Origin of the sequence: Neisseria sp. P0008.S002 (assembly GCF_051962805.1) — a bacterium.
In the GTDB taxonomy this organism is placed as follows: Bacteria; Pseudomonadota; Gammaproteobacteria; order Burkholderiales; family Neisseriaceae; genus Neisseria; species Neisseria perflava.
Genome location: NZ_JBQCUY010000003.1, coordinates 202,730 through 226,783, shown reverse-complemented (window position 1 = coordinate 226,783; position 24,054 = coordinate 202,730). Strand labels below are relative to the sequence as shown.

27 protein-coding genes and 1 tRNA gene are annotated in these 24,054 nt (G+C 47.7%); 23 read left to right on the top strand and 5 right to left on the bottom strand.

All coding sequences use genetic code 11. The features are described 5' to 3' along the window. The first annotated feature begins 11 nt into the window (after positions 1 to 11). From ACTHSA_RS04800 to ACTHSA_RS04780, 5 genes are all read left to right on the top strand, one after another. The gene (locus tag ACTHSA_RS04800) at positions 12 to 671 is read left to right on the top strand and encodes a class I SAM-dependent methyltransferase (protein ID WP_049336494.1); all 660 of its coding nucleotides are present in this window, start codon (positions 12 to 14) and stop codon (positions 669 to 671) included. Positions 672 to 715: 44 nt separating this feature from the next. Continuing rightward, positions 716 to 1,543 (top strand): DNA-formamidopyrimidine glycosylase, encoded by an 828-nt coding sequence (gene mutM / locus ACTHSA_RS04795; RefSeq protein WP_070504764.1) that lies wholly within the window; start codon positions 716 to 718, stop codon positions 1,541 to 1,543. Positions 1,544 to 1,607: 64 nt separating this feature from the next. Next, a complete protein-coding gene (locus tag ACTHSA_RS04790) occupies positions 1,608 to 2,393 on the top strand; it encodes a 1-acylglycerol-3-phosphate O-acyltransferase (RefSeq protein WP_049336498.1) in 786 nt (261 codons plus the stop codon). A 188-nt stretch (positions 2,394 to 2,581) separates the two neighbouring features. Continuing rightward, positions 2,582 to 3,319 (top strand): redoxin family protein, encoded by a 738-nt coding sequence (locus ACTHSA_RS04785; RefSeq protein ID WP_004520136.1) that lies wholly within the window; start codon positions 2,582 to 2,584, stop codon positions 3,317 to 3,319. A gap of 252 nt (positions 3,320 to 3,571) precedes the next feature. Continuing rightward, on the top strand, positions 3,572 to 4,978 hold the full coding sequence (locus ACTHSA_RS04780) for a dihydrolipoyl dehydrogenase (protein ID WP_004520137.1): 1,407 nt from the start codon (positions 3,572 to 3,574) through the stop codon (positions 4,976 to 4,978). A gap of 79 nt (positions 4,979 to 5,057) precedes the next feature. On the opposite strand, the gene ACTHSA_RS04775 is transcribed toward ACTHSA_RS04780, so the two are convergent. Then, on the bottom strand, positions 5,058 to 6,188 hold the full coding sequence (locus tag ACTHSA_RS04775; RefSeq protein ID WP_004520139.1) for a PilT/PilU family type 4a pilus ATPase: 1,131 nt from the start codon (positions 6,186 to 6,188) through the stop codon (positions 5,058 to 5,060). 204 nt (positions 6,189 to 6,392) lie between these two features. Between ACTHSA_RS04775 and ACTHSA_RS04770 the strand changes: the two genes are divergently transcribed. From ACTHSA_RS04770 to lepB, 3 genes are all read left to right on the top strand, one after another. Beyond that, entirely contained in the window at positions 6,393 to 7,094 is a 702-nt protein-coding gene (locus tag ACTHSA_RS04770) for a 5'-methylthioadenosine/adenosylhomocysteine nucleosidase (RefSeq protein WP_049336499.1), read from the top strand. Between the two features lie 132 nt (positions 7,095 to 7,226). After that, complete coding sequence (lepA, locus tag ACTHSA_RS04765; RefSeq protein WP_049336500.1) at positions 7,227 to 9,020, top strand: translation elongation factor 4; 1,794 nt, start codon at positions 7,227 to 7,229, stop codon at positions 9,018 to 9,020. After that, entirely contained in the window at positions 9,020 to 10,039 is a 1,020-nt protein-coding gene (lepB, locus tag ACTHSA_RS04760; protein ID WP_070588271.1) for a signal peptidase I, read from the top strand. Before lepA ends, lepB begins: the two co-directional genes overlap by 1 nt. A 54-nt stretch (positions 10,040 to 10,093) precedes the next feature. On the opposite strand, the gene ACTHSA_RS04755 is transcribed toward lepB, so the two are convergent. Continuing rightward, complete coding sequence (locus tag ACTHSA_RS04755; protein WP_070588272.1) at positions 10,094 to 10,972, bottom strand: DMT family transporter; 879 nt, start codon at positions 10,970 to 10,972, stop codon at positions 10,094 to 10,096. A gap of 237 nt (positions 10,973 to 11,209) precedes the next feature. Between ACTHSA_RS04755 and ACTHSA_RS04750 the strand changes: the two genes are divergently transcribed. The 12 genes from ACTHSA_RS04750 (at position 11,210) to greB (ending at position 20,443) form a co-directional block, all read left to right on the top strand. After that, positions 11,210 to 11,749 (top strand): gamma carbonic anhydrase family protein, encoded by a 540-nt coding sequence (locus ACTHSA_RS04750; RefSeq protein ID WP_070588274.1) that lies wholly within the window; start codon positions 11,210 to 11,212, stop codon positions 11,747 to 11,749. A 14-nt stretch (positions 11,750 to 11,763) separates the two neighbouring features. Beyond that, entirely contained in the window at positions 11,764 to 12,363 is a 600-nt protein-coding gene (locus ACTHSA_RS04745) for a Maf family protein (RefSeq protein WP_049336507.1), read from the top strand. 88 nt (positions 12,364 to 12,451) lie between these two features. Continuing rightward, on the top strand, positions 12,452 to 13,231 hold the full coding sequence (gene rsmA / locus ACTHSA_RS04740; protein WP_004520146.1) for a 16S rRNA (adenine(1518)-N(6)/adenine(1519)-N(6))-dimethyltransferase RsmA: 780 nt from the start codon (positions 12,452 to 12,454) through the stop codon (positions 13,229 to 13,231). A 7-nt stretch (positions 13,232 to 13,238) separates the two neighbouring features. After that, positions 13,239 to 13,562: a hypothetical protein gene (locus ACTHSA_RS04735; RefSeq protein ID WP_004520147.1), complete on the top strand. Its 324-nt coding sequence runs from the start codon at positions 13,239 to 13,241 to the stop codon at positions 13,560 to 13,562. Next, positions 13,562 to 14,290: an amino acid ABC transporter ATP-binding protein gene (locus ACTHSA_RS04730; RefSeq protein ID WP_003747231.1), complete on the top strand. Its 729-nt coding sequence runs from the start codon at positions 13,562 to 13,564 to the stop codon at positions 14,288 to 14,290. The genes ACTHSA_RS04735 and ACTHSA_RS04730 overlap by 1 nt, the downstream gene beginning before the upstream one ends. Before the next feature lie 63 nt (positions 14,291 to 14,353). Then, the gene (locus tag ACTHSA_RS04725; RefSeq protein WP_003747228.1) at positions 14,354 to 14,713 is read left to right on the top strand and encodes a hypothetical protein; all 360 of its coding nucleotides are present in this window, start codon (positions 14,354 to 14,356) and stop codon (positions 14,711 to 14,713) included. Positions 14,714 to 14,717: 4 nt separating this feature from the next. Then, on the top strand, positions 14,718 to 15,170 hold the full coding sequence (locus ACTHSA_RS04720; RefSeq protein WP_039862251.1) for a protein YgfX: 453 nt from the start codon (positions 14,718 to 14,720) through the stop codon (positions 15,168 to 15,170). 38 nt (positions 15,171 to 15,208) lie between these two features. Then, positions 15,209 to 16,492, top strand: a complete 1,284-nt coding sequence (gene folC, locus ACTHSA_RS04715; protein WP_440378819.1) for a bifunctional tetrahydrofolate synthase/dihydrofolate synthase — start codon at positions 15,209 to 15,211, stop codon at positions 16,490 to 16,492. A gap of 13 nt (positions 16,493 to 16,505) precedes the next feature. Further along, the gene (ftsN, locus tag ACTHSA_RS04710; protein ID WP_049336513.1) at positions 16,506 to 17,651 is read left to right on the top strand and encodes a cell division protein FtsN; all 1,146 of its coding nucleotides are present in this window, start codon (positions 16,506 to 16,508) and stop codon (positions 17,649 to 17,651) included. Next, positions 17,644 to 18,177, top strand: a complete 534-nt coding sequence (locus tag ACTHSA_RS04705) for a CvpA family protein (RefSeq protein WP_004520152.1) — start codon at positions 17,644 to 17,646, stop codon at positions 18,175 to 18,177. Before ftsN ends, ACTHSA_RS04705 begins: the two co-directional genes overlap by 8 nt. 152 nt (positions 18,178 to 18,329) lie before the next feature. Continuing rightward, positions 18,330 to 19,877: an amidophosphoribosyltransferase gene (gene purF, locus ACTHSA_RS04700; RefSeq protein ID WP_004520153.1), complete on the top strand. Its 1,548-nt coding sequence runs from the start codon at positions 18,330 to 18,332 to the stop codon at positions 19,875 to 19,877. 74 nt (positions 19,878 to 19,951) lie between these two features. Continuing rightward, positions 19,952 to 20,443 (top strand): transcription elongation factor GreB, encoded by a 492-nt coding sequence (gene greB / locus ACTHSA_RS04695; RefSeq protein WP_004520154.1) that lies wholly within the window; start codon positions 19,952 to 19,954, stop codon positions 20,441 to 20,443. Between the two features lie 65 nt (positions 20,444 to 20,508). On the opposite strand, the gene plsY is transcribed toward greB, so the two are convergent. Next, positions 20,509 to 21,120, bottom strand: a complete 612-nt coding sequence (gene plsY, locus ACTHSA_RS04690; protein ID WP_004520155.1) for a glycerol-3-phosphate 1-O-acyltransferase PlsY — start codon at positions 21,118 to 21,120, stop codon at positions 20,509 to 20,511. A gap of 57 nt (positions 21,121 to 21,177) precedes the next feature. Here plsY and folB point away from each other — a divergent pair, with 57 nt between their 5' ends. Together folB and ACTHSA_RS04680 are read left to right on the top strand one after the other, a co-directional pair. Further along, positions 21,178 to 21,528: a dihydroneopterin aldolase gene (gene folB, locus ACTHSA_RS04685; RefSeq protein ID WP_004520156.1), complete on the top strand. Its 351-nt coding sequence runs from the start codon at positions 21,178 to 21,180 to the stop codon at positions 21,526 to 21,528. Positions 21,529 to 21,602: 74 nt separating this feature from the next. Beyond that, positions 21,603 to 22,139: an NUDIX hydrolase gene (locus tag ACTHSA_RS04680; RefSeq protein ID WP_004520157.1), complete on the top strand. Its 537-nt coding sequence runs from the start codon at positions 21,603 to 21,605 to the stop codon at positions 22,137 to 22,139. Positions 22,140 to 22,268: 129 nt separating this feature from the next. Here the strand turns inward: ACTHSA_RS04680 and ACTHSA_RS04675 are convergent, their stop codons facing one another. Together ACTHSA_RS04675 and ACTHSA_RS04670 are read right to left on the bottom strand one after the other, a co-directional pair. Next, the gene (locus ACTHSA_RS04675; RefSeq protein WP_049336520.1) at positions 22,269 to 22,907 is read right to left on the bottom strand and encodes an alpha/beta hydrolase; all 639 of its coding nucleotides are present in this window, start codon (positions 22,905 to 22,907) and stop codon (positions 22,269 to 22,271) included. Between the two features lie 41 nt (positions 22,908 to 22,948). Then, positions 22,949 to 23,743: a polyamine aminopropyltransferase gene (locus tag ACTHSA_RS04670; protein WP_003685283.1), complete on the bottom strand. Its 795-nt coding sequence runs from the start codon at positions 23,741 to 23,743 to the stop codon at positions 22,949 to 22,951. Positions 23,744 to 23,958: 215 nt separating this feature from the next. Between ACTHSA_RS04670 and ACTHSA_RS04665 the strand changes: the two genes are divergently transcribed. Continuing rightward, positions 23,959 to 24,034 (top strand) — tRNA-Thr (locus ACTHSA_RS04665). Positions 24,035 to 24,054 lie beyond the last annotated feature (20 nt).

The window sequence follows — 24,054 nt, the reverse complement described above, 5'->3', positions numbered from 1 at the left end:
GGGGGCCTTTAATGGAAGTTTTTTTTATGCAAACGCCAATGGGACAATATCTTGCTCAAAAAGAGGCGGATTTTTTCAGACGGCATTTGCAGTATTTGAATAGGCAGGTGGCGGTTCAATTGGGCGGTGTATGGCAGAGGCCGTCTGAAAACATGCTTGTAGTGCCTCGCGATGTGCGGATGGATGCTGAAATGTTGGCATTTGAAACGCATTCCGTGGATGTGTTATTGATGCCCCATCTTTTGGAAGTTTCATCTGCAGATTTGGTGTTGCAAGAGGCGTTTAGGATATTAAAACCTGAAGGCAGATTGATTTTGACGGGGTTCAACCCTAAATCTTTGTGGGGGTTGAGCTCTTGGTTTGATGGGGAAAAGCTGCCTTTGAAATCTCAATGCTTGGCTCTGGCTGAGTTGAAACGAAAAATTGCGGATATTGGTTTTGAAATAGAATATGGGCAGTTTATGGATTATCTGCCTGCTGTGAATTCGCCTTCTGCTTTGAAGTTTTGGCGGTTTATGGAAAAGGCAGGGGATAGGTGGTGGCCGCAGTGTGCAGCGGTTTATGGGATGGTGTTAACGAAACATTTGATTGGTGTCCATCCTTTGCCTGAATTGGAATCTGCATTTGATGGCAATACGGTTGCTTTAAGTACGGCACGTTTGGCCGAATAGTTTTCAGACGGCCTGTATATTAATGATGAATTTGGAGAATAACGATGCCTGAATTACCTGAAGTGGAAACGACTTTACGCGGAATCGCGCCTCATATTGATGGCAAGAAGATAGAAAAAGTCATTATTCGCCAGTTTAAATTGAGATGGCCTATTCATCCAAACTTGGCGCAAATTTTGGCTGGGCACAAAGTTTTGGCATGCAGTCGGCGTGCGAAGTATTTGATTATTACTTTTGAAACGGGTATTTTACTTATTCATTTGGGTATGTCCGGAAGTTTGCGGATTTTTACCGCCGATGATGAGCGCATCGCCACGCCGGATAAGCATGATCATTTAGATTTTGTATTTGATGACGGCACCGTATTGCGTTATCACGATCCGCGTAAATTTGGTGCGGTATTGTGGTATGAGGGTATTGCCGAGCATCATCCGCTGTTGGAAAAACTGGGGCCGGAGCCGCTCTCGGACGATTTTGATGCAAATTACCTGTATCAGAAATTGAAAACCCAAAAGCGTGCAGTCAAATTAGCGCTGATGGATAATGCGGTGGTGGTTGGTGTTGGCAATATTTATGCGAATGAAAGTCTGTTTAAGGCAGGTATTTCGCCATTGCATCCGGCAAATAAGCTGACCAAGAAAGAATGCGCATTATTGGTGGAAACCGTTAAAGCGGTTCTGCAAAGGGCGATTGCAACGGGCGGCAGTACGCTGCGGGACTTTGTCAATAGCGATGGCAAAAGCGGCTACTTTCAGCAGGAATATACGGTCTATGGCCGTCACAATGAGCCTTGTGTCCAATGTGGCGGGCTGATTTTTAAAGAAACTTTGGGGCAGCGTGGAACGTTTTATTGTCCAAATTGCCAGAAATAGTTTCAGACGGCCTTAAATGTCAGAGGCCGTCTGAAAATAATGAATACCATACAGAAGAAATTTTATGTCTAAACAAAAAGCTCCTTTTTTTAAACGACTGGGCAGACTTTGCCGTTTGGCGGCTTGGTTGTTCCGAACCGGCCGGAATTTGCGTGCCATCGATGGCAATAATGCAGAGGAACGCAATCATGCTGTGGTTGTTTTGGGAAAAGGCGCATTGGATGCTTTGGATATTGAATTGGAAATCGGCGTACCGCCTCAAGGCAATGTGAGCGGTACATTGGTAGTGGCCAACCATGTTTCTTGGTTGGATATTTTTGCCATGAGCGCCGTTTATCCGAGCAGTTTTATTGCCAAGCAGGAAATCAGCGGTTGGCCGGTTTTGGGGAAAATGGGTAAAAATGCCGGCACGGTGTTTATCAACCGCAATTCCCGCCGAGATATCGAGCCTATTAACCAGGCGATTTGCGCGGCATTGAAAGCAGGACAGAATGTCAGCTTCTTCCCTGAAGCGCGTACTTCTTCCGGCTTGGGTATTTTGCCGTTTAAAGCAGCCCTGTTTCAATCGGCGATTGATGCGAAAGCGCCGATTCAAGCAGTGACCTTGCGCTATTATGATGGCGAAGGACAACGGACGGACTTGCCGTCTTATGCGGAGGTAAACCTGTTTCAATCTTTATGGCGCATTGTTTCGATGAAGAAAATCTGTATCCGTTTGGATTTCTCGCCTCAATACAAACCGACAGATATGCCGGATAAAGACCGCTATGCTTTGAAAGATATTGCGGAAACAGCCATCGGCGAAATTGTGGCTTCGGATTCGCCCGTTCAGCCCTTACCTAAAAAATAATTTCAGTCAGGCACTTGTTTTATTTCAGATGGCCTTCATTTAGAGGAATAGCTGTTTTCGGTTTAATTGAATTGATAGTTTGATGTAATTAATATTATTTGAACTATAAATTATACAAATCGATAGGCCTGCATTAAAATGCAAGCATTGATTCATTTCTCAAACCCGAATTTTTAAGGAGCTTAAAAATGGCTTTGCAAGATCGTACCGGTCAAAAAGTACCTTCCGTAGTATTCCACACTCGCGTTGGCGACACTTGGAAAGATGTTTCTACTGATGATTTGTTCAAAGGCAAAAAAGTAGTCGTGTTCTCTCTGCCTGGCGCATTTACTCCAACTTGCTCTTCTTCTCACCTGCCACGCTACAACGAATTGTTTGGTGCGTTCAAAGAAAACGGTGTTGACGCAATCTACTGCGTATCTGTAAACGACACTTTCGTAATGAACGCTTGGGCTGCTGAAGAAGAAGCCGACAACATCTACATGATCCCTGATGGCAACGGTGAATTCACTGAAGGCATGGGCATGTTGGTTGACAAAGAAGACTTGGGCTTCGGTAAACGCTCTTGGCGTTATTCCATGCTGGTTAACGACGGCGTGGTTGAAAAAATGTTTATCGAACCTGAAGAACCAGGTGATCCTTTCAAAGTGTCTGACGCTGACACTATGTTGAAATACATTGCTCCTGACTGGAAAGCTCAAGAGTCTGTTGCCATCTTCACCAAACCTGGCTGCCAATTCTGTGCTAAAGCTAAAAAAGCTCTGCAAGACAAAGGCTTGTCTTACGAAGAAATCGTATTGGGCAAAGATGCAACTGTTACTTCCGTACGCGCTATTACCGGCAAGATGACTGCTCCTCAAGTATTCATCGGCGGTAAATACATCGGCGGTAGCGAAGACTTGGAAGCTTACTTGGCTAAAAACTAATCGCCTGTATGCTTGAGACGGTTTAAACAGGCCGTCTGAAAGATAAAATATAGAGTTATTCAGACGGCGTTTACAATTCGGCGTTCTGAATAACTCTATATTCGCAAGTAGAATTTGAGATTATTGTTTTAAATCGATATTTAGGTATTGGCTATTGATTTTTAAATTTTGATAGTTTGTGAAGTTTAGGCCGTCTGAAAACGGATAACCTGATGGCAATATCGGTTTGGATATAGACAGTAAGGATAAAATATGAAAAAGATTCAAGCAGATGTGGTAGTACTGGGTGGCGGTACAGCCGGTATGGGCGCATTTCGCAATGCCCGACTTCATACAGACAATGTTTACCTGATTGAAAATAATGTGTTCGGCACGACCTGCGCGCGCGTGGGCTGTATGCCTTCTAAACTCTTGATTGCCGCAGCAGAAGCGCGCCATCATGCTTTGCATACCGATCCGTTTGGCGTGCATTTGGATAAAGACAGCGTAACGGTAAACGGCGAAGAAGTCATGCACCGCGTGAAGTCCGAACGCGACCGTTTTGTCGGTTTTGTAGTCAGCGATGTAGAAGAGTGGCCTGCCGACAAGCGTATTATGGGTACGGCAAAATTTGTTGATGAACACACCGTCCAAATCGATGACCATACGCAAATCACTGCAAAAAGTTTTGTGATTGCCACCGGCTCACGCCCTGTGATTTTCCCGCAATGGGAAGTTTTGGGCGATCGCTTGATTGTGAACGATGATGTTTTCTCTTGGGATACCCTGCCTAAGAGTGTGGCCGTATTCGGCCCCGGCGTAATCGGCTTAGAGTTGGGTCAGGCTTTGCACCGTTTGGGCGTAAAAGTTGAAATTTTTGGCGTGGCAGGTGCTATTGGCGGTATTTCCGACCCTGTTGTCGCTGAAGAAGCCAAAACTGTTTTTGGTGAAGAGTTGACTTTGCATTTGGATGCCAAAACCGAAGTCAAATTGGACGCAGAAGGCAATGTTGAAGTTCATTGGGAACAAGATGGCGAAAAAGGCGTGTTCCATGCCGAATATGCTTTGGCTGCCGCCGGCCGTCGTCCGAACGTGGATAATATCGGTTTGGAAAATATCAATATCGAAAAAGACACGCGCGGCGTGCCCGTTGCTGATCCGCTGACCATGCAAACCAGCATTCCTCATATCTTTATCGCAGGCGATGCGTCCAACCAACTGCCTCTGCTGCACGAAGCTGCCGACCAAGGCAAAATTGCCGGTCATAATGCCGCTATTTTCCCGAATATTGAGGGCGGTTTGCGCCGTAGCGTAATCGGCGTGGTATTTACCAGTCCGCAAATTGCCACTATCGGTTTGAAATACGCGCAAGTTGCAGCGAAATATCAACCTGACGAGTTTGTCATCGGCGAAGTTTCCTTCCGAAACCAAGGCCGAAGCCGCGTTATGTTGGTAAACAAAGGCCATATGCGTTTGTATGCTGAGAAAGCAACCGGCCGTTTCATTGGTGCGGAAGTTGTCGGCCCTGCTGCCGAACATTTGGCACACTTGATGGCTTGGGCGCATCAAATGAAGATGACGATTCCGCAAATGCTGGATATGCCGTTCTACCATCCGGTTATCGAGGAAGGTTTGCGCACTGCATTGCGTGATGCCGATGCAAAATTGAAACAGGCTTGATTATTTGATGGAATAAAGGCCGTCTGAAACTCATAGTAAGGTTTCAGACGGCCTTTTCTATGCTTTGAAGCTTTTACTTTTAAATCAATTCTAAATCTGGACCGGCATTTTGCGCACGACGGCTTCGTAATTGAATGTCTAGGCGCAAATCGTGGGCGGAGTCGGCATTTTTAATGGCGTCTTGATAGCTGATATCGCCGTTTTCATACAAATCATATAAGGCTTGGTCAAAAGTAATCATGCCCATGCCAGTTGATTTTTTCATCATTTCTTTGATGTTGTGGACTTCGCCTTTTCGAATCAAGTCGGCAATAATGGGCGAATTGAGCAAAACCTCGACAGCCGCTACGCGTCCCCGTCCGCCTTCACGGGGAATCAGGCGTTGCGAAATAAAGGCTTGCAGGTTGAGCGATAAATCGGTTAGCAACTGGTTACGGCGCTCTTCGGGGAAGAAGTTGATGATGCGGTCCAGCGCTTGGTTGGTACTGTTGGCGTGCAGTGTCGCCATACACAAATGGCCGGTTTCCGCGAAGGAAATGGCGTAGTCCATGGTCTCGCGGTCTCGGATTTCACCAATCAGGATAACATCCGGCGCTTGGCGCAGGGTATTTTTCAATGCAATCGGCCAATTTTCTGTATCTACACCGATTTCACGTTGGGTGATGATGCAGTTTTTGTGTTGGTGGATAAACTCAATCGGGTCTTCGATGGTAATAATGTGGTCGAAGCTGTTTTCGTTTCGATAGTCGATAAGGGAGGCGAGGGAAGTGGACTTGCCCGAACCTGTACCGCCGACAAAAATAACCAAACCGCGTTTTCTGAGGGCGATGTCTTTCAGAATCGGTGGCAGATTGAGCGTTTCAAATTTAGGGATATTGCTGGTAATGGAGCGGAACACTAATGCAGTTGCGCCGCGTTGAACCATTGCATTGACACGGAAGCGGCTGGTATCGGGCAGGCTGATGGCGAAGTTGCATTCGTTGGTGGAAGAAAATTCTTCGATTTGTTTGGAAGACATAATCGAAAAAGCGATTTCCATACATTTTTCAGCACTCAGCGGCTCATCGCTCAGTCGTGTGATTTTGCCATCCACTTTCATGGCAGGCGGGAAATTGGTGGTAATGAAAAGGTCGGAGCCTTTGTATTTGTTCATATGGCGTAGCCAAGCGAACAATTCTTCTTTTGCGCCCGGAGTATTTTCGTCAAACATAAGAATTTAGATATTTAAAATAGAGTTATTTTATTGAGAATAATTATAACAGAAGCAATCATTATTTGCTGTTTTGCCCGCTAGAGCGGCAATCTGTTTTAAATTGAGTGTCGTGTTGGGAATATAGCAGATTTTTCAGTATCCCTGTGATTTTAAATTCTGCTGTTATAATGTTGCTCGATTAGTGAATGGAAAGGTAACGAGATGTCAGTACAAACAATTGCCGTGGTCGGCGCAATGGAACAGGAAATCGAGCTTTTGCGTGAAAGTATGGCCAATGTCAAGCATGTGTCCTTCGGTAAATTCTCGGCATATGAAGGCGAATTGACTGGAAAACGCATGGTATTGGTTTTGAGTGGTATCGGTAAGGTCAATGCAGCGGTTTCTACTTCTTGGGTCATTCATCAGTTTGCACCGGATTGCGTCATCAATACCGGCAGTGCAGGCGGTTTGGGTAAAGGTCTGAAGGTTGGCGATGTGGTTATCGGCGAAACTGTGGCGCATCATGATGTTGACGTAACGGCTTTTGGTTATGTTTGGGGACAAGTACCGCAACTTCCTGCTGTGTTTGTATCGGATTCAAACTTGATTCGTCAAGCAGAAAAGGCAGCGCAAGTGTTTGAAGGTGCAGCCGTAACGCAAGGCCTGATTGTCAGTGGTGACCGTTTTGTACACAGCAGCGAAGGTGTCGCAGAAATCCGCAGCCATTTCCCTGACGTAAAAGCAGTTGAAATGGAAGCTGCGGCGATTGCGCAGACCTGTCACCAGTTGGAAGTGCCGTTTGTGATTATTCGTGCCGTATCCGATTCGGCAGATGAGAAAGCGGACATCAGCTTTGAAGAGTTTTTGAAAACGGCGGCCGTCAGCTCGGCGAAGATGGTTACCGAGATTGTCAAATCGCTATAAAATCATGCAAAAGCGTTGAATTTCCGTTAGAATACGGAACGATTCAACCTTATTCTAAGGCCGTCTGAAAACCGAATCCCTGTTTTTTCAGACGGCCTTTCAGCCTTTAATTGCATTTATCTTAATAACAATATGAAAAACATACGGAATTTCTCCATTATTGCCCACATCGACCACGGCAAATCGACGCTTGCCGACCGTTTTATCCAATACTGCGGCGGTTTGGATTTGCGCGAAATGAGTACGCAGGTGCTCGATTCCATGGACATCGAAAAAGAGCGCGGCATTACCATTAAAGCGCAAACCGCCGCGCTCAACTATAAAGCACGCGACGGGCAAGTGTATCAGCTCAACCTGATTGATACTCCGGGACACGTCGACTTTTCTTACGAAGTCTCCCGTTCGCTGTCTGCCTGCGAAGGCGCGCTTTTGGTCGTTGACGCATCGCAAGGCGTGGAAGCGCAAACCGTGGCGAACTGCTATACCGCGATTGATTTGGGCGTGGAAGTCGTGCCTGTTTTGAATAAAATCGACTTGCCTGCCGCAGAACCCGATCGCGTGGAGCAGGAAATTGAAGACATCATCGGCATCGATGCCGTTGGTGCGGTACAGTGTTCTGCCAAAAGCGGCATTGGTGTGGAAGATGTTTTGGAAGAAATCGTTGCCAAAATCCCTGCGCCGACCGGCGATGAAAATGCGCCGTTGCAAGCGGTTATTGTCGATTCGTGGTTTGACAACTACGTCGGCGTAGTTATGTTGATTCGTGTGAAAAACGGTACCATCAAGCTGAAAGACAAAGTGCGCTTTATGAGCACCAAGGCGGAAACTCAGGTTGAGCAGCTGGGCGTATTCACACCAAAATCAGTTCAAAAACAAGAACTCAAAGCCGGCGAAGTAGGCTTTTTGATTACCGGCGTGAAAGAATTGGGACAGGCGAAAGTCGGCGATACGGTTACTTTGGTTGCCAACCCCGCTTCTGAGCCGCTGCCCGGCTTCCAAGAAGTACAAAGCCAAGTATTTGCGGGCCTTTATCCCGTGGAAAGCCATGACTACGAAGCCTTGCGCGATGCTTTGGAAAAATTGCAGCTTAACGATGCTTCGTTGAAATTTGAGCCTGAGGTTTCCCAAGCGTTGGGCTTCGGCTTCCGTTGCGGCTTCTTGGGCCTGTTGCACTTAGAAATCGTGCAGGAACGCTTGGAGCGCGAGTTCGACATGGACTTGATTACCACTGCGCCAACGGTGGTTTATGAAGTCGTGTTGAAAAACGGCGAGAAAATCGAAGTTGAAAATCCGTCCAAACTGCCTGAAATCAGCACCATCGAAACCATTCTTGAGCCGATTATCACTGCGACCATTCTTGTGCCGCAGGAATATGTCGGTAACGTTATGACTTTGTGTAACCAAAAGCGCGGCGTTCAGGTCAATATGCAATACATGGGCCGCCAAGTCATGCTGACTTATGATTTGCCGATGAACGAAGTCGTAATGGATTTCTTTGATAAGCTTAAATCGACTTCGCGCGGCTATGCCTCGCTGGACTACCATTTCAAAGAGTTCCAGCCGTCTGATTTGATTAAGCTCGATATTATGGTCAACGGCGAAAAAGTCGATGCCTTGAGCCTGATTGTCCACCGTCAAAGCGCCGTTCACCGCGGTCGCGAGCTGGCATCAAAAATGCGCGAACTGATTCCGCGCCAGATGTTTGATATTGCCGTACAGGCCGCCATCGGCAGCCAGATTATCGCCCGTGAAAACGTCAAAGCCCTGCGTAAAAACGTTTTGGCGAAATGTTACGGCGGCGATATTACGCGTAAGAAAAAACTTCTCGAAAAACAAAAAGCAGGTAAGCGCCGCATGAAACAAGTAGGCAATGTGGAAATCCCGCAAAGCGCATTCTTGGCGATTCTGCAAGTGAGTGATAAATAATGAGTATAAATCTGACTTTAGGCGCAATCGTTGTACTGCTGGCCGGCTTGGTCCTCAATTTCAAAAGCAGCAAAGAGCGTCAGGAAAACGGCGAATGGAGCTCCGGCCTGCAATGGAGTTATCTCTTGTGCATGGTCGGCGTATTCGGCATTTTGTCCGAATTTATGAGCTTTACCGCCGTATTGCTGGTGTTTGTCGTGTTCACCGGTATTGTTTGGGCAATCCATAAAGTCCGTCTGAAAAAAAGCGATACCGGCGAAGACAATGCACATTTTACCGACTACATGGGCGGCTTTTTCCCCATCATCTTGGTTATCTTTGTGTTGCGCAGCTTTATTGCCGAGCCGTTCCAAATTCCGTCCAGTTCCATGCGTCCGGGCTTGGTCAAAGGCGATTTTATCTTGGTGAACAAATTTTCTTACGGTATCCGCCTGCCGATTTTGAATAAGGTCATTATCCCTGTCGGCAACATTGCCCGAGGCGATGTCGTGGTGTTCAATTACCCACTTCAGCCTGAGATGAATTACATCAAACGTATCGTCGGTATTCCGGGCGACGTTGTGGAATACCGTGATAAGGTTTTGACTGTTAACGGTGAAATTATTTCCGAAAAACCAAATGGTAATTATCAATACGCAGATGATACCGATCCGTCTATGATTCATACGCTTGAGCGTTTTCAGACGGCCTTGAACGGCAAAAATTTTGACGTAGTCAAGGAGGCCGGTCAGCCTTCCGTATCTATTGCTGTATTGAACAAATACACTTCAGAAGTAATGCCTGAAAGCAATTACTCGTTTGAAACAAGCGGTTTGGAAAATTGCGAATACGCAGAAGACGGCAATGGCTTTATCTGTAAAGTTCCCGAAGGCCGTTATTTCGCGATGGGCGATAACCGTGACAACAGCGCCGATTCCCGTTACTGGGGATTTGTCGATGACAAACTGATTGTCGGTAAAGCCTTCTTTGTTTGGATGAACTTTGGCGAACTCAGCCGTATCGGTACCAGTATCCAATAAGCAATAAACAGATTAAAAGGCCGTCTGAAATTTTTCAGACAGCCTTTTTTGTATCTATTTTTTGTCTTTTAACGAACCTAAATAAATTGCCAATAAAGTTAAAGTGGCGCCACTCCATTGGACGATATTAATCGGTTTATCCAGCCAGAAATAATCGATCAACATGGCAGCAACTGGTTCGGAGAGCAGTAGTAGGCCGGTCAGCGATAGGGATAAAAGCGGGATGGCGTAAGCAATCAATGCCCAAGCAAAACATTGCATGACGATGCCGTAGATGGAGACTAGAATCACATCGTTTAAAGTTTTGGGGTAAAGATGGGCGGCATCGAATAGCAACGATGGGATGATCAGCGCCATTGCGCCGCCGAAGCTTAAAATCATCATCAGCGGAAACAAACCGACTTTTTCCTGCTCATGGGTTTTGCGTACGAAAACCATAGACAGGGCCAGCATGGCACCGGACACTACGCCGCTGACAAATCCCCATGCGGCATTGTCGTTATGACTGAACTCTGGGCTGCCGATTAAGGCGACGCCTATGGTGGCCAATATCAAACTTAAAATTTGTAAGGTACTTAGGCGTTCCGAATAAAAGAAGAAGCCGATGGCGGCTAAAAAGAAAATCTGCAGGCTGTTGAGCAAGGTGGAAATGCCGGGGCCTACGGCGTGAATGCTTTCGTGCCAAAGGGCGAGGTCGAATGCGAGGAAAACGCCGGATAAGATTGCGTAGCCAACTGTTTTTCTTTTTGTGGGCATTTTTTGTCTGAAAAAACGCCCGAGCAGAAAGAATATAGGGGCGGCGATCAGCAAGCGCCAGAATGCGATGGCGTAAGGGCCGACATCGACAAATTTGACGATCAAACTGCCTAAGCCGAAGACGACGCAGCCGACGACCAGTAGGGGCGCTGCATAATTTCCCGAACGTGTATCCATCGTCTTCTCCAAGAATCAAATGAAGACGATTATTCCATAAAATATAGTTGGGGTGTTAATGATAAATAGTGGTAAGCCAAGATAAAGGGTTTATGATGTAAGGCCGTCTGAAAACTGTTTCAGACGGCCTTTTGATGATTTTCTGGCTTGATTTCGTATTGTTGTAGTATAAAATCGTTTTACGCCGTGTTTTCAGACGGCCTGATCAGTTTTGGTTTTGAGAAAAGGATATTGGAAATGGCAAACCCTATTCGTGCGTTTTTGGATTATGTGCCGTCGGTTGATGAGTCTTGTTTTGTAGATGAGACTTCGGTAGTGATTGGCGAAGTGTCGCTGGCGGAAGATGTATCGATTTGGCCTTATGCCGTATTGCGTGGCGATGTGAACAGCATTTCTATCGGCAAACGCAGCAATGTGCAGGACGGCAGTGTTTTGCATGTGTCGCATAAGAATGCGACGAAGCCTGACGGTTCGCCTCTGATTATCGGCGATGATGTGACGATTGGGCATAAGGTCATGCTGCATGGCTGCCGAATTGGGAATCGTGTGTTGGTAGGTATGGGCTCGATTATTTTGGATGATACGGTTGTCGAAGATGATGTGATGATAGGCGCGGGCAGTTTGGTGCCGCCGCGCAAGCGTTTGGAAAGCGGTTTTTTATACGTCGGCTCGCCTGTGAAACAAGTGCGTCCGCTAACTGATGAGGAAAAGGAATTTTTGACGTATTCGTCCGCGCATTATGTCCGCCTGTCCGGACAGCATAAAATTTCAAAATAAGGAAGTTCAATACAATGAACGCAATTTATCTGGCCTCGGGCAGTCCGCGCCGTCGTGAGATTTTGGAGAATTTAGGTTTCACGGTACGCCGCCTTCCTGCGGATATTGATGAAACCCCCAAAGAAGGCGAAGCCGCAGTAGAGTATGTGCGCCGTATGGCCTGCGAGAAAAATCAGGTAGCGGTAGCGCAATGGTTTACTGCTCATGATCAAGAGCCTGAGTTTGCTGTATTAACGGCGGATACGACGGTGGCGGATGGTGCGGCTATTTTGGGTAAACCGGAATCCGAGGCGGATGCGGTCGATATGCTGGAACGCTTGTCCGGACGGACGCATCAAGTGCTGACGGCTGTATGCGTTTACTGGCGAGGCGTGCGCCATGATGTGGTGCAGACGAGCGAAGTGCGCTTTAAAACGTTGACGGCTGAGGAGATTGCAGCCTATGTTGCCAGCGGCGAGCCGATGGACAAAGCCGGTGCGTATGGGATTCAGGGCTTGGGCGGCGTATTTGTCGAGCATTTGCAGGGCAGTTTTACCGGCGTGATGGGTTTGCCGGTTTATGAGACCGCGCAACTACTGAAATCTTTGGGTTTGGAAGCGCCGCCGTTTGCTTAAAATTAGGCAAATGCCGTCTGAAAGCGTGCCGACAAAAACGCCTGTTTCAGTTACAATACTGCCTTAAACAGCTTGCTTGAAGAAAGATATGAAAGAACATAAGGCCCGGAAACGCTTCGGGCAGAATTTTTTGCAGGATACGCGGATTATTAGCGATATTGTCAATGCGGTCAGACCGCAGCCCGATGATATCGTGATTGAAATCGGCCCGGGCTTGGCAGCCATTACCGAGCCTTTGGCGAAAAAACTCAACCGCCTGCATGTTTGCGAAATCGACCGCGACATCGTACGCCGTCTGAAAACCTTGCCGTTTGCAGACAAATTGGTGATACACGAAGGCGATGTATTACAGTTTGATTTTAACAGCATTGAAGGCAAGAAAAAAATTGTCGGCAACCTGCCGTACAATATTTCCACGCCGCTTTTGTTCCGATTGAGCGAAGTGGCAGACGATGTGATCGATATGCACTTTATGCTGCAAAAAGAAGTGGTCGAACGCATGGTGGCGCAGCCGAAAACCAACGACTATGGCCGTCTGGGCGTAATGCTGCAATATTTCTTCGATATGGAAATGTTGATTGAAGTACCGCCTGAATCCTTTGATCCTGCGCCGAAAGTAGATTCGGCCGTCGTGCGCATGATTCCGGTGAAACACCGCATTGGTAAAGCGGAAGATTTTGAACATTTTGCCAAACTGGTGAAACTGGCTTTCCATCAACGCCGCAAAACCATACGCAATAATTTGAAGGAACTTGCCGGCGATGATGATTTGCAGGCAGTCGGCATCAATCCGCAGGACAGGGCAGAACACATTGCCGCTGAAAAATATGTGGCATTGAGCAATTATCTGGTTCAAAAGGCCGTCTGAAACAGTGATGGCAATTTTTAAGCAACCTCCTATTCAATGGGGGTTTCTAGGTAATTCATATTTGTGGCGCAAGTTGGCGCAGTATTTTTCCGGTAAGGATATGCCGCCTGAGCGGCACCGTTTTGAAGCGGCAATTATCGGCGCAGTTTGGGTATTGACCGGGCATCGTCTCGATAGGGAAGAGCAATTTAAAGTCAATCGGTACAATCAAGGTGGAACCTCCGACGGCATAGTCAGCTGCCGTTTTTGGCTTGAAACGGCCATTCCTTTGCTTTGGCAGCGGCAAGCGAAACTTAAGCCCCGAAAATTTTGGCAGTTTGGAAAGAAATAATGATTAAATTCAAAAATGTACACAAACATTTTAAAGATTTGCACGTTATCAACGGCGTGAATCTGGAAGTCAAACAAGGCGAAGTGGTCGTTGTATGCGGTCCTTCGGGCAGTGGCAAATCGACGCTGATTCGTACGGTAAACCAACTCGAGCGCATTGAAAGCGGCGAGATTTGGGTGGACGGCATCAATGTTGCCGATCCGAAAACCGATTTGAACAAAGTGCGCGAAGAAGTGGGCTTTGTGTTCCAAGGGTTCAATCTGTATCCGCATTTGACTGTCTTGGAAAATATTATTCTTTCTCCGATGAAAGTGAAAAACCAAAGCCGTGAAGAGGCGGAAAAGAAAGCGATGGAGCTTTTGGAACGTGTCGGCTTGGCGCATAAAAAAGACGCGCTGCCCGGCCAGCTTTCCGGCGGTCAGCAACAGCGTGTGGCGATTGCACGCGGTTTGGCGATGGAGCCGCGCGTGATGTTGTTTGACGAGCCGACTTCCGCACTTGATCCTGAAATGGTCGGCGAAGTATTGAAAGTGATGAAAGACTTGGCGGAAAGCGGCATGACCATGATGTGTGTGACCCATGAGATGGGTTTTGCGCGCGAAGTCGCCGACCGTGTGATTTTTGTCGATAAAGGCCAGATTCTGGAAGATGAAACGCCGGAAGAATTTTTTACCAATCCGAAACACGAGCGTGCCAAACAATTCCTGCAACAGGTGATGACACATTAAACTCGGGCCGTCTGAAATTTCAGACGGCATGATCGGTTTGAATGATTTTGAAAGTTGAAAATAATGTATTTTGTTGACCGTACTGCTGTTGTGCTGAAGCCGACCGCCCGTTTTTTGGAATGGCTGAAATCCGCCGATGAAAATATGCCCGACCTGACCGTCGAGCAACTGCGCACCAACTGCTCAGTATTCCTTGTGCCGCAATTTGACGAACCCGAATCCGTCATTTCCTATTTTGACGAACGCTACCAGCAGATTTTTGAAGCCGAATTGGCAGGCTGGGACATTGATAAAAGCAAATGGCCGCAAGACATGAGCTTGAAGGCTTTTTGGGAATTTTTCGATACCGAAATCCACGATATGGTTTTGGATATGGAAGAGGCGGAATTGAACATTACGCCTGTTTTCGACAATATGATGTAAAGCCGTGAGAAGTTTTCAGACGGCCTTAAAGCCCTCGCGTTCTTTGAAAATTCTGATTGTTTCCTTACACCTTTCGGCGTTGGCCTTATGCCTTGTCGAGTTTTACGGCTGGATGATGTGGCTGGGTTTGGCGGCATTGGCCGGCAGTTTTGCCTATGCTTGGCGCAGCGTTAATTTTCAGACTCAAAATGCGGTCAGAAAAATCATCATCGACCGCCAATACCGTGCGACGGTTTATTTGAATAACGAGGCAGAGGGAAGAAGTGCGGTTTTGCAAGACAGCAGTATGTTGACGGTTTATGCTTTGTTTTTGCAATGGAATGTTGACGGGAAAATAGTCAAACACTGCATCTTGCCCGATATGGCCGACCGCGATGCCTACCGCCGTCTGAAAGTGTGGGCGCGCTGGTGCCGTGAAAAAGAAGACAAAGCAGAACTTGCGGCAGATATAGATTAAACGGCCGTTTCAGACGGCCTTTTGAAGCGATAAATACAATGGAAACATTACAAGACTGGCTTTCTCATTTGGAGACTGCCCATAGTTCCGGCCTTATCGATATGGGTTTGGAACGCGTGGGAGAAGTGAAAAAACGCATGAATTTGGTGCCGCAATGTCCTGTCGTCGTGGTGGCGGGTACAAATGGCAAAGGCTCTGTATGCGCCTATTTGTCGCATATTTATAAAGAAGCCGGTTTTAAAGTCGGTACGCTGACCAGTCCGCACCTTCTGCGTTACAACGAACGAATCGCCATCAATACTCAGCCGGTTTCAGATGAATTGATTATTTCCTCATTTGAGCGTATCGAAGCGGCACGCGGCGAAATTTCGCTGACGTATTTTGAGTTTAATGCTTTGGCTGCCGTCGATATTTTCATGCGTGAAAATGTGGACGTAATGATTTTGGAAGTCGGTTTGGGCGGACGATTGGATGCTGTGAATGTATTTGACGGCGACTGCTCGGTCGTTACCAGCGTGGATTTGGACCATCAGGCATTTTTGGGCGATACCGTTGAGCAGGTCGGTTTTGAAAAAGCCGGAGTGTTCCGTGGTGGCAAACCAGCTGTGTGCGGTCAGAATCCTGCGCCTGAATCATTGGTCAAACACGCAGAAGAAATTGGCGCAAAACTGTTGATGGTTCAGCGAGATTTTGATTTTGCATCAATGGAAAGCGTACAGTGGAACTACCGCTTCCATCCGCAATCTTCAGACGGCCAAAGCCGTAACCGCAATTCCTTGCCGTTTCCTGCTTTGCGCGGTGCCTATCAGTTGTCCAATGCCGCGTGTGCATTGACGGTGTTGGAGTGTTTGAACGAACAATTGCCGGTTGATATCGGCGCGATTAAACGCGGTTTGCTGTTGGTTGAGAATCCTGGACGTTTCCAAGTTTTGCCCGGCCGTCCGCTGGTGGTTTTGGATGTCGGCCACAATCCGCACGCAGCCCGTGCTTTGCGCCGCAGTCTGATTAACCTTGCCTTTGCCCAAAAACGTACTGCTGTATTCAGTATGTTGTCCGACAAAGATATTGATGGCGTGCTGGAAATCGTTAAAGATCAGTTTGACGAGTGGAACATCGCGCCTTTAGATGTACCGCGCGGCATGACGATAGAGGCTTTGCAGGCCAAACTGGCTGAACACGGCATCGACAATGTAAATGTTTTTGAAACTGTCGCTGCTGCCTACCGCGCTGCTTTGGCTAAAGCAACCGAAAATGATAGAATCGTTGTTTTCGGCTCATTCCATACTGTTGCCGATGTAATGGCTGTTTTGAAAGAACACTAACGAGGAAATTATCATGTCCGACAATAAACAAAAAGAAACTCCAAACGGATACGATTTAGACGGTTACGAACAACTCAAACGTCGCAACCGCCGTCGCTTGGTCTTAGCCTCCGGCTTGGTGGTGGCATCGGGTATGCTGTTCGGTCTGGCACTGACTTCCGGCGACGATAAAAATTCACCGTTTAAAGAAGCACCTGTCGGTCAGAGCCAAGTCAAAACGGCTGATGAGCCGAGCAAGGCCGTTGTTTTAGAGCCGAATAAAGAGGATGTTGCGATGGCTGAAGAAGCAGCCCGCCATGCGGATGCCGAAGCGCAAAGCAAACCTCAAAATGCCGGCGACGAAGAAGACAATGCGCCGGTTGAAGTATTGAAGCCAAACCGTGAGTCTGCTCCCGAAGATGTCGGCGAGCCGTTGGTTTTGATTAATGATACTTTGGATGACGGCAATATTAAAGGTTTGGAAGAGTCTGAGCGTATTCAACGAGCTGAGGCCGCCAAACGCGAAGCTGCGGAGCGCCGAGCCGAAGAACGCCGCCAACGCCAGGCAGAACAACGTGCTGCGGCACGCAAGGCACAAGCCCAACAGGAAGCGGATGAAAAAGAAAACGCATTGGCTGCTAAAAAACGTGCACTTCAAGCGCGTGCTGAAAAAGCAGAGCGTGAAGCTGCTGCTGAACGCAATAAATTAGCACAATTGGAAAAAGCAGAGAAAGCCATTGCCGAGCGTAAATCTGCCAAAAACAGCAAAGACAGCGTAAAAGACAAGGCCGAACCTACTAAGAAAGCAGAAGCCAAAGTTGAAAAACCAAAAAATGAAAAAGCTAAACCAGAAACGGCCAAAGCAGAAAAAGCCGATAAGGTAAAAACTGCCGAGAAGCCGTCTGAAAAAGCCAAACCTAAAGCTGAAAAAGAAAAAGCAGAAGCTAAACCTGCTAAAAAGGCCGCTATTCAGGCTGGTTATGCTGAAAAAGAACGCGCACAAAGCCTGCAACGTAAAATGAAAGCCGCAGGTATCGATTCGACCATTACTGAAGTGATGACCGATAAAGGTAAGGTGTATCGCGTGAAATCAGCCAGTTATAAAAATGCACGCGATGCAGAGCGCGATTTGAACAAATTGCGTGTACATGGCATTGCCGGTCAGGTGACCAGTGAGTAATTTGCCTGTTGCCGATTTGTTGGCTGCCGCTGTCATCGTCATCTGCATCATTATCTCGTTGACACGGGGTATTATTGCTGAAGCAGGGGCGATGGTGGCGTGGGTGGTATCGTTTATTGCAGCCAGAACGCTTGCCGTTCCGTTTGCCGATGTGGTCTTTAAATCGGTTGAGCCGCATTCTTTGGGGGTTGCCATGGGTTTTGCCGCTGTGTTTTTTCTGGCATGGCTGTTGCAGAAACTGGCACGATCGCTGTTGAGCAGTTTGATGTCTGCCGTTGGTTTGGGAAGCATCAACCGTTTGCTTGGCGGCGTATTCGGTGCAGTGAAAGGTGTGATTTTGGTAACACTGGCTGTGATGGTTTTTTCGCATACCGATTTGCCGAAGACGGAAGAGTGGCAAAGTTCCCATACGATTCCGTATTTTGAATCACTTGCTGATGCTGCGATGCCTTATCTGCCTAGAAAAGGTACCGCAATGCCCCATCTTTCTGGTAAAGCGGCTGAAGTAGAAGAATTGGATGATTGAGTTTGACGGATTCAGACGGCCTATAGGCCGTCTGAATCCGTTTTTATTTGCGTAAATTTAGCATCATATTGTCAACAATTTGAGCAAACTCATCTAAATTATTTTATAATGACGGCTTACCCATTTAATCTTCAAACTCGGAGAAGCACGATATGTGTGGTGTATTAGGTTTGGTTAGTCATGAACCGGTCAATCAGATGTTGTATGATGGTTTGCAGATGTTGCAACACCGTGGTCAGGACGCAGCAGGTATTGTTACTGCCGAAGGCAATATATTTCATATGCACAAGGGCAAGGGCATGGTGCGCGAAGTGTTCCGTACCCGTAATATGCGTGACTTGGTCGGTAATGCAGGCATTGCACATGTCCGCTATCCGACTGCAGGCAATGCGGGCAGCAGCGCAGAAGCCCAGCCGTTTTATGTCAGCTCCCCATTCGGCATTGTTTTGGCACACAATGGTAATCTGACCAATACTGAAGAGCTCTATGAAAACGTATGCAACAAACACCTGCGCCACGTTAATACCAGCTCCGATTCTGAAGTCCTACTCAATGTATTCGCACACGAATTACGCCGCAAAGTCTCTAAAAATACAGTTTCTTACCAACTCACTATCGACAATATTTTCAACGCCGTTTCTGAAGTGCACCGTTTGGTGCGCGGCGCATACGGCGTAGTAGCCATGATTGCAGGATACGGCATGCTGGCTTTCCGGGATCCTTTCGGTATCCGTCCGTTGGTTTTGGGTTCGCAAATTGACGAATCCGGCAAAAAATCTTATGCCGTTGCCTCCGAATCCGTTGCCTTTAATGCACTTGCCTATGATTTGGAACGCGATATCCAGCCGGGAGAAGCCGTATTTATTGGTTTTGATGGCACGATTATTTCCCGTCAATGCAGCGATAAAGCCAAATTAAGCCCTTGTCTTTTTGAATATGTTTATTTTGCCCGCCCGGACTCCGTCATCGATGGCGTTTCCGTTTATCAGTCCCGTATGGATATGGGCGTATCTTTGGCAGAAAAAATCAAACGCGAGCTGCCTGTCGATGATATCGATGTCGTGATGCCGATTCCCGATACCAGCCGACCCAGCGCGATGGAGCTTGCCGTCCATCTCGAAAAACCTTACCGCGAAGGTCTGATTAAAAACCGCTACATCGGCCGCACCTTTATTATGCCCGGCCAAGCAACACGCAAAAAATCAGTGCGCCAAAAACTCAGCCCGATGGAAACCGAGTTTAACGGCAAAAGCGTTTTGTTGGTGGATGATTCCATCGTGCGCGGTACGACCAGCCGTGAAATCGTTGAAATGGTACGCGCGGCAGGCGCACGCAAAGTTTACATTGCGTCTGCTGCTCCCGAAGTGCGCTATCCGAATGTGTACGGTATCGATATGCCGACCCGTGAAGAACTGATTGCAAACGGCCGCAGCGCAGCAGAAATCGCAACCGAGATTGGCGCGGATGGCATCGTCTTCCAAAACTTAGAAGACTTGGAAGCAGTAGTCAAAGCACTCAATCCAAAAATCGAATCCTTTGATTCTTCATGTTTCAACGGTGTTTATCAAACCGGCGATATCGATGAAGTGTATCTAAACCGTCTCTCTACCGAAAAATCAGGTTGTGGCGGCTTGAAAGTTCATCCAAGCAAAATGGAACACAGCATCAGTATCAGTGATAGCGATGATGATGAAGAATAAAGTAAATTGACTTACAATAAAGGCCGTCTGAAAATTAACGTTCAGACGGCCTTTAATTATGTTTTAAACACATCATGAGTACCGAAACCAAAAATTACATCACGCCTACCGGTTGGCAGGCATTGAAAGACGAACTTTATCACCTGGTCAACAAAGAACGCCCGGAAATCGTCCAAATCGTTAACTGGGCGGCAAGCAATGGAGACCGCAGCGAAAATGGTGACTATCTTTACGGCAAACGCCGTATGCGCGAAATCGACCGCCGTATCCGCTTCCTAACCAAACGCTTGGAAGCAGCCGTTGTCGTCGACCCTGAAGCGCGCGAAGCCACGGACCAGGTTTTTTTCAGCGCCACCGTTGGCTTATTGCGCGGAGACGGTCGTGAACAAACCGTCAAAATCGTCGGCGTAGATGAAATCGATACTGCTAAAAACAAAATCTCATGGATTTCCCCTTTGGCGCGCAGCCTGATTAAAGCACGCGAAGGCGATGAAGTTGTCTTGAATACACCGGAAGGGCGTGAGGTTATAGAGATTCTGTCGGTGGAATATATTAAGATTGACTGATTATGCGTGAATAAAAACTATAAAGGCCGTCTGAAAAATATATTTTCAGACGGCCATCTACACTTTTAAGATTTTCCGGCTTTATCCCCGATTTTGCTTTCTTTGCCTTGAATCAGGTTTTGAATATTGCTTTTATGGCGGTACAACACCAATGCTGCAATGAATACGGTTGCCCATGCCCAAGAGGCGTGTGGCATCATGAAGAAGGCGAAGATTGGGGCACAGACGGTGGCGACCAGTGCAGCGAGGGAGGATACTTTGAAACCGAATGCCATGACCAGCCAAATTAAGGCACAGAGCAGGGCGGTTGCAGGGGAGAGGGCGAGCAAGACACCCAATGCGGTGGCTACGCCTTTGCCGCCTTTAAAATTGAAAAATATTGGCCACATATGACCGACCAATGCGGCAATGGCGACCAGGGCTATCGTTGCATCCGATAAATCTAAAGCATCTTGCAGACAGCGTGCCAAGATGACGGCAACCAAGCCTTTTACTGCATCGCCGAGCAAGGTCAGTGCGGCCGCTTTTTTCTTACCGCTGCGCAAGACGTTGGTGGCACCGGGGTTGCCGGAGCCGTAAGTGCGCGGATCGTCCATGCCGTAATATTTTGATACGATGACGGCAAAAGACAGGGAGCCGATAAGATAGGCGGCAATAATGGCGAGTACATTGAACATTTTGGGTGCTTTACTTAAAATGGGAACGGTTATTCTATCAAAAAAACGGACAGGCAAATGGATAAAATCTTTTTGTACGGCATGAAGGCCGATACTTTAATCGGCGTATATGATTGGGAACGCGAGCGTAAACAGACTTTGATTTTGGATTTGGAAATCAGTGTTCCCGAGCGTACCGGCACGAGCGACGATATCGGCGATACCATCCATTATGGCGAAGTATGCGAAGTCGTACGCCGCAGCCTTGCCGAACAGGATTTTTTACTGCTGGAAGCTTTGGCGGAATATATCGCCCAATTGATTTTAAATGATTTTGGTGCGGCCAAAGTGCGCGTCCGTATTGTGAAACCGGGTATCTTGCCCGATGTGGCGCAGGTCGGTATTGAAATTGAACGCGCTCGGGAATAAGGCTTATCTATGCCGTCTGAAAAAGGATTTCAGACGGCCTTTAATATTTTAATAATTTGGAAATGAGGTAAAAAATGGATTTGAAAGAAACTAAATTAAGCAGTGAGCCAATCTACGAAGGTTCTTTTGTTACCATCAGCCGCGATCGGGTGCGCCTGCCCAACGGCAACGAAAGCCAACGGGTTGTGATCCGCCATCCGGGTGCTGCGTGTGTATTGGCGGAAACGGAAGACGGCAAAGTTGTTTTGGTGCGCCAATGGCGTTATGCAGCCGATCAGGCGACGTTGGAATTGCCTGCGGGTAAATTGGATATTGCAGGCGAAGATCCTGCCGAATGCGCTTTGCGTGAGTTGGCGGAAGAAACGCCATATGTCGCCGACAGTGTCAAACTGTTGTACTCCTTTTATACCGCAGTCGGTTTTTGTGATGAAAAAATGTATCTTTACCAAGCGCAAGGCGTGCGTTTGGGCAGCGAGTTGAGCAACGATGAGGATGAAATTACAGAAACTGTCCTGATGAGCAAGGACGAGGTGCGTAATGCATTGGTAAACGATGAAATCAAAGATGGTAAGACTTTGATTGGTTTGCAGTATTGGTTGACTCAGAATTGAGATGTTAAGTAGAAAATCCTTGATGGATTTCTGAATACTTGAGCCTGATATTTGATAATAAGGTTTTCATACAAACAAGGCCGTCTGAAAAAGCTTTCAGACGGCCTTGTTTTATTTTGTAGCTGTATTTTAGCCTAATAAAGCCGGTGCAAACCGTGTGATCGTATCGCGTAAAACGATGAGTTTGCCGTGGAAGAAATGGGACGAGCCGGCAATGGTTACAACCGGCAGGCCTTGTGGTTCTGCCCATGTCAGGGCTTTGTTGATTTCAACGACTTCGTCTTCCGCGCCATGAATCATCAATGTTTTGGCGACGTTGGGAACGTCTGATGGTTCCGGGCGGTCGGTGTAGTGATGGACGGCGGCGCCCATCAGCAACAGCAAATCAGGCGTGCGTTCTTGGGCGGCAAAGGTGGAAACGTAGCCGCCGAATGAGAAGCCGGCCAGGGCGAATTGCGGTGCGTCTGGATGTTGCGCGCGGGCGTAGTCGATAACGGCAATACAGTCTTGCGTTTCGCCGCGGCCGTAATCGTGTTCGCCTTCGCTATTGCCTACGCCGCGCAAATTGGGCAGATAGCAATGGAAGCCGAGTTGGCTGAGGGCTTTGGCGGCGGTTTGGATGACTTTGTTGGTGTTGGTGCCGCCTTGCAGGGGATTGGGGTGGTTGATGACGGCAACGCCGCGGGCGGATTCTTGTGTGCTTGGCAGGTAGATGGTTTCCAGCAAACCGGCCGGGCCGGGGATTTGAATGATGTCAGGTTTGAGCATGAGTGTGTCCTTGTTTGTTTTTTCAGATGGCCTGAAACGGTTTACAGATAAAAATTCTTGCCGTTGTTTTGATTGTTGGCTTTCAAATCAGCAAGCATCCGTTTGAAGTCCAAGCCGTATTTTTCGCTTAATTTTTCGGCGCGTTTTTTCAGGTTGTCGAGATTTTGCTCTTTGGGGCTGCTTTGGAATGCCATGACTGCTACGTTGCCGTGGCTCTCGGCAGGCAGCTCGAGTACGCGGCCGTCAAAGACGTTGAGCAGGCGTTCGACAAAGCGTTGGTAACGCTGGTCGCCGCTCCACCAGTTGGTGACAAATACGCCGTCGGGGGAAAGGGCGTTGCGGCAGTCTTGGAAGAAGGGTTCTTCTACCAAAGCATCGATAATCTGTTCGCCGTCAAAACCATCTACCAAAATCACATCGGTATTGTGGCGGAACACTTTAATATATTCCGCACCATCCGCCTCGATAATTTCAAAATTTTCGCCTTCGTGCGGCAATTCAAACAGGCTGCGCGCTACGGCGATGACTTGCGGATTGATGTCAATGGCGGTTTGCTTGGTGTGGGGCAGATAGCTATCTATCCAACGGGCAAACGAGCCGCCGCCCAAGCCGATTTGGGTGATGTGTTTGGGCGGGGTTTCTGCAAACAGCAGCCAACCCATCATGGCGCGGCTGTACGACAACACCAGCTCGGACGGATGATCGACATTCATGGAGCTTTGAATGGTGTCGCTGCCCAAGTGCAGGGAACGGATATTGCCTTCTTCGGAGATGCCGACTTCGGGCAGATGGGATTTGGCTGGGCGCAGGCGGCGGTAAGGATGGCGGGGTGGCATGGGTGCAGACGAAAGATGTAAAAGGCGTTATTTTAACAGAAACAATGATGTTTTGCGCTGGGGCGGTTTTCAGACGGCCTTTGAGCGTATTGGATTGGAAAATAAGGTGTGTATTTAATTTTCTTTAAAATCATTGGTTTTTATAATTTCGTGAGTAACTTTGTTTTAAAATGCTTGCCAAGATGGGAACTTATCGGCATAATGCCGACTTCCTTGCCGGTATAGCTCAGTTGGTAGAGCACCTGACTTGTAATCAGGGGGTCCCGAGTTCGACTCTTGGTGCCGGCACCAGTTAAAGACTGATGGTGCTG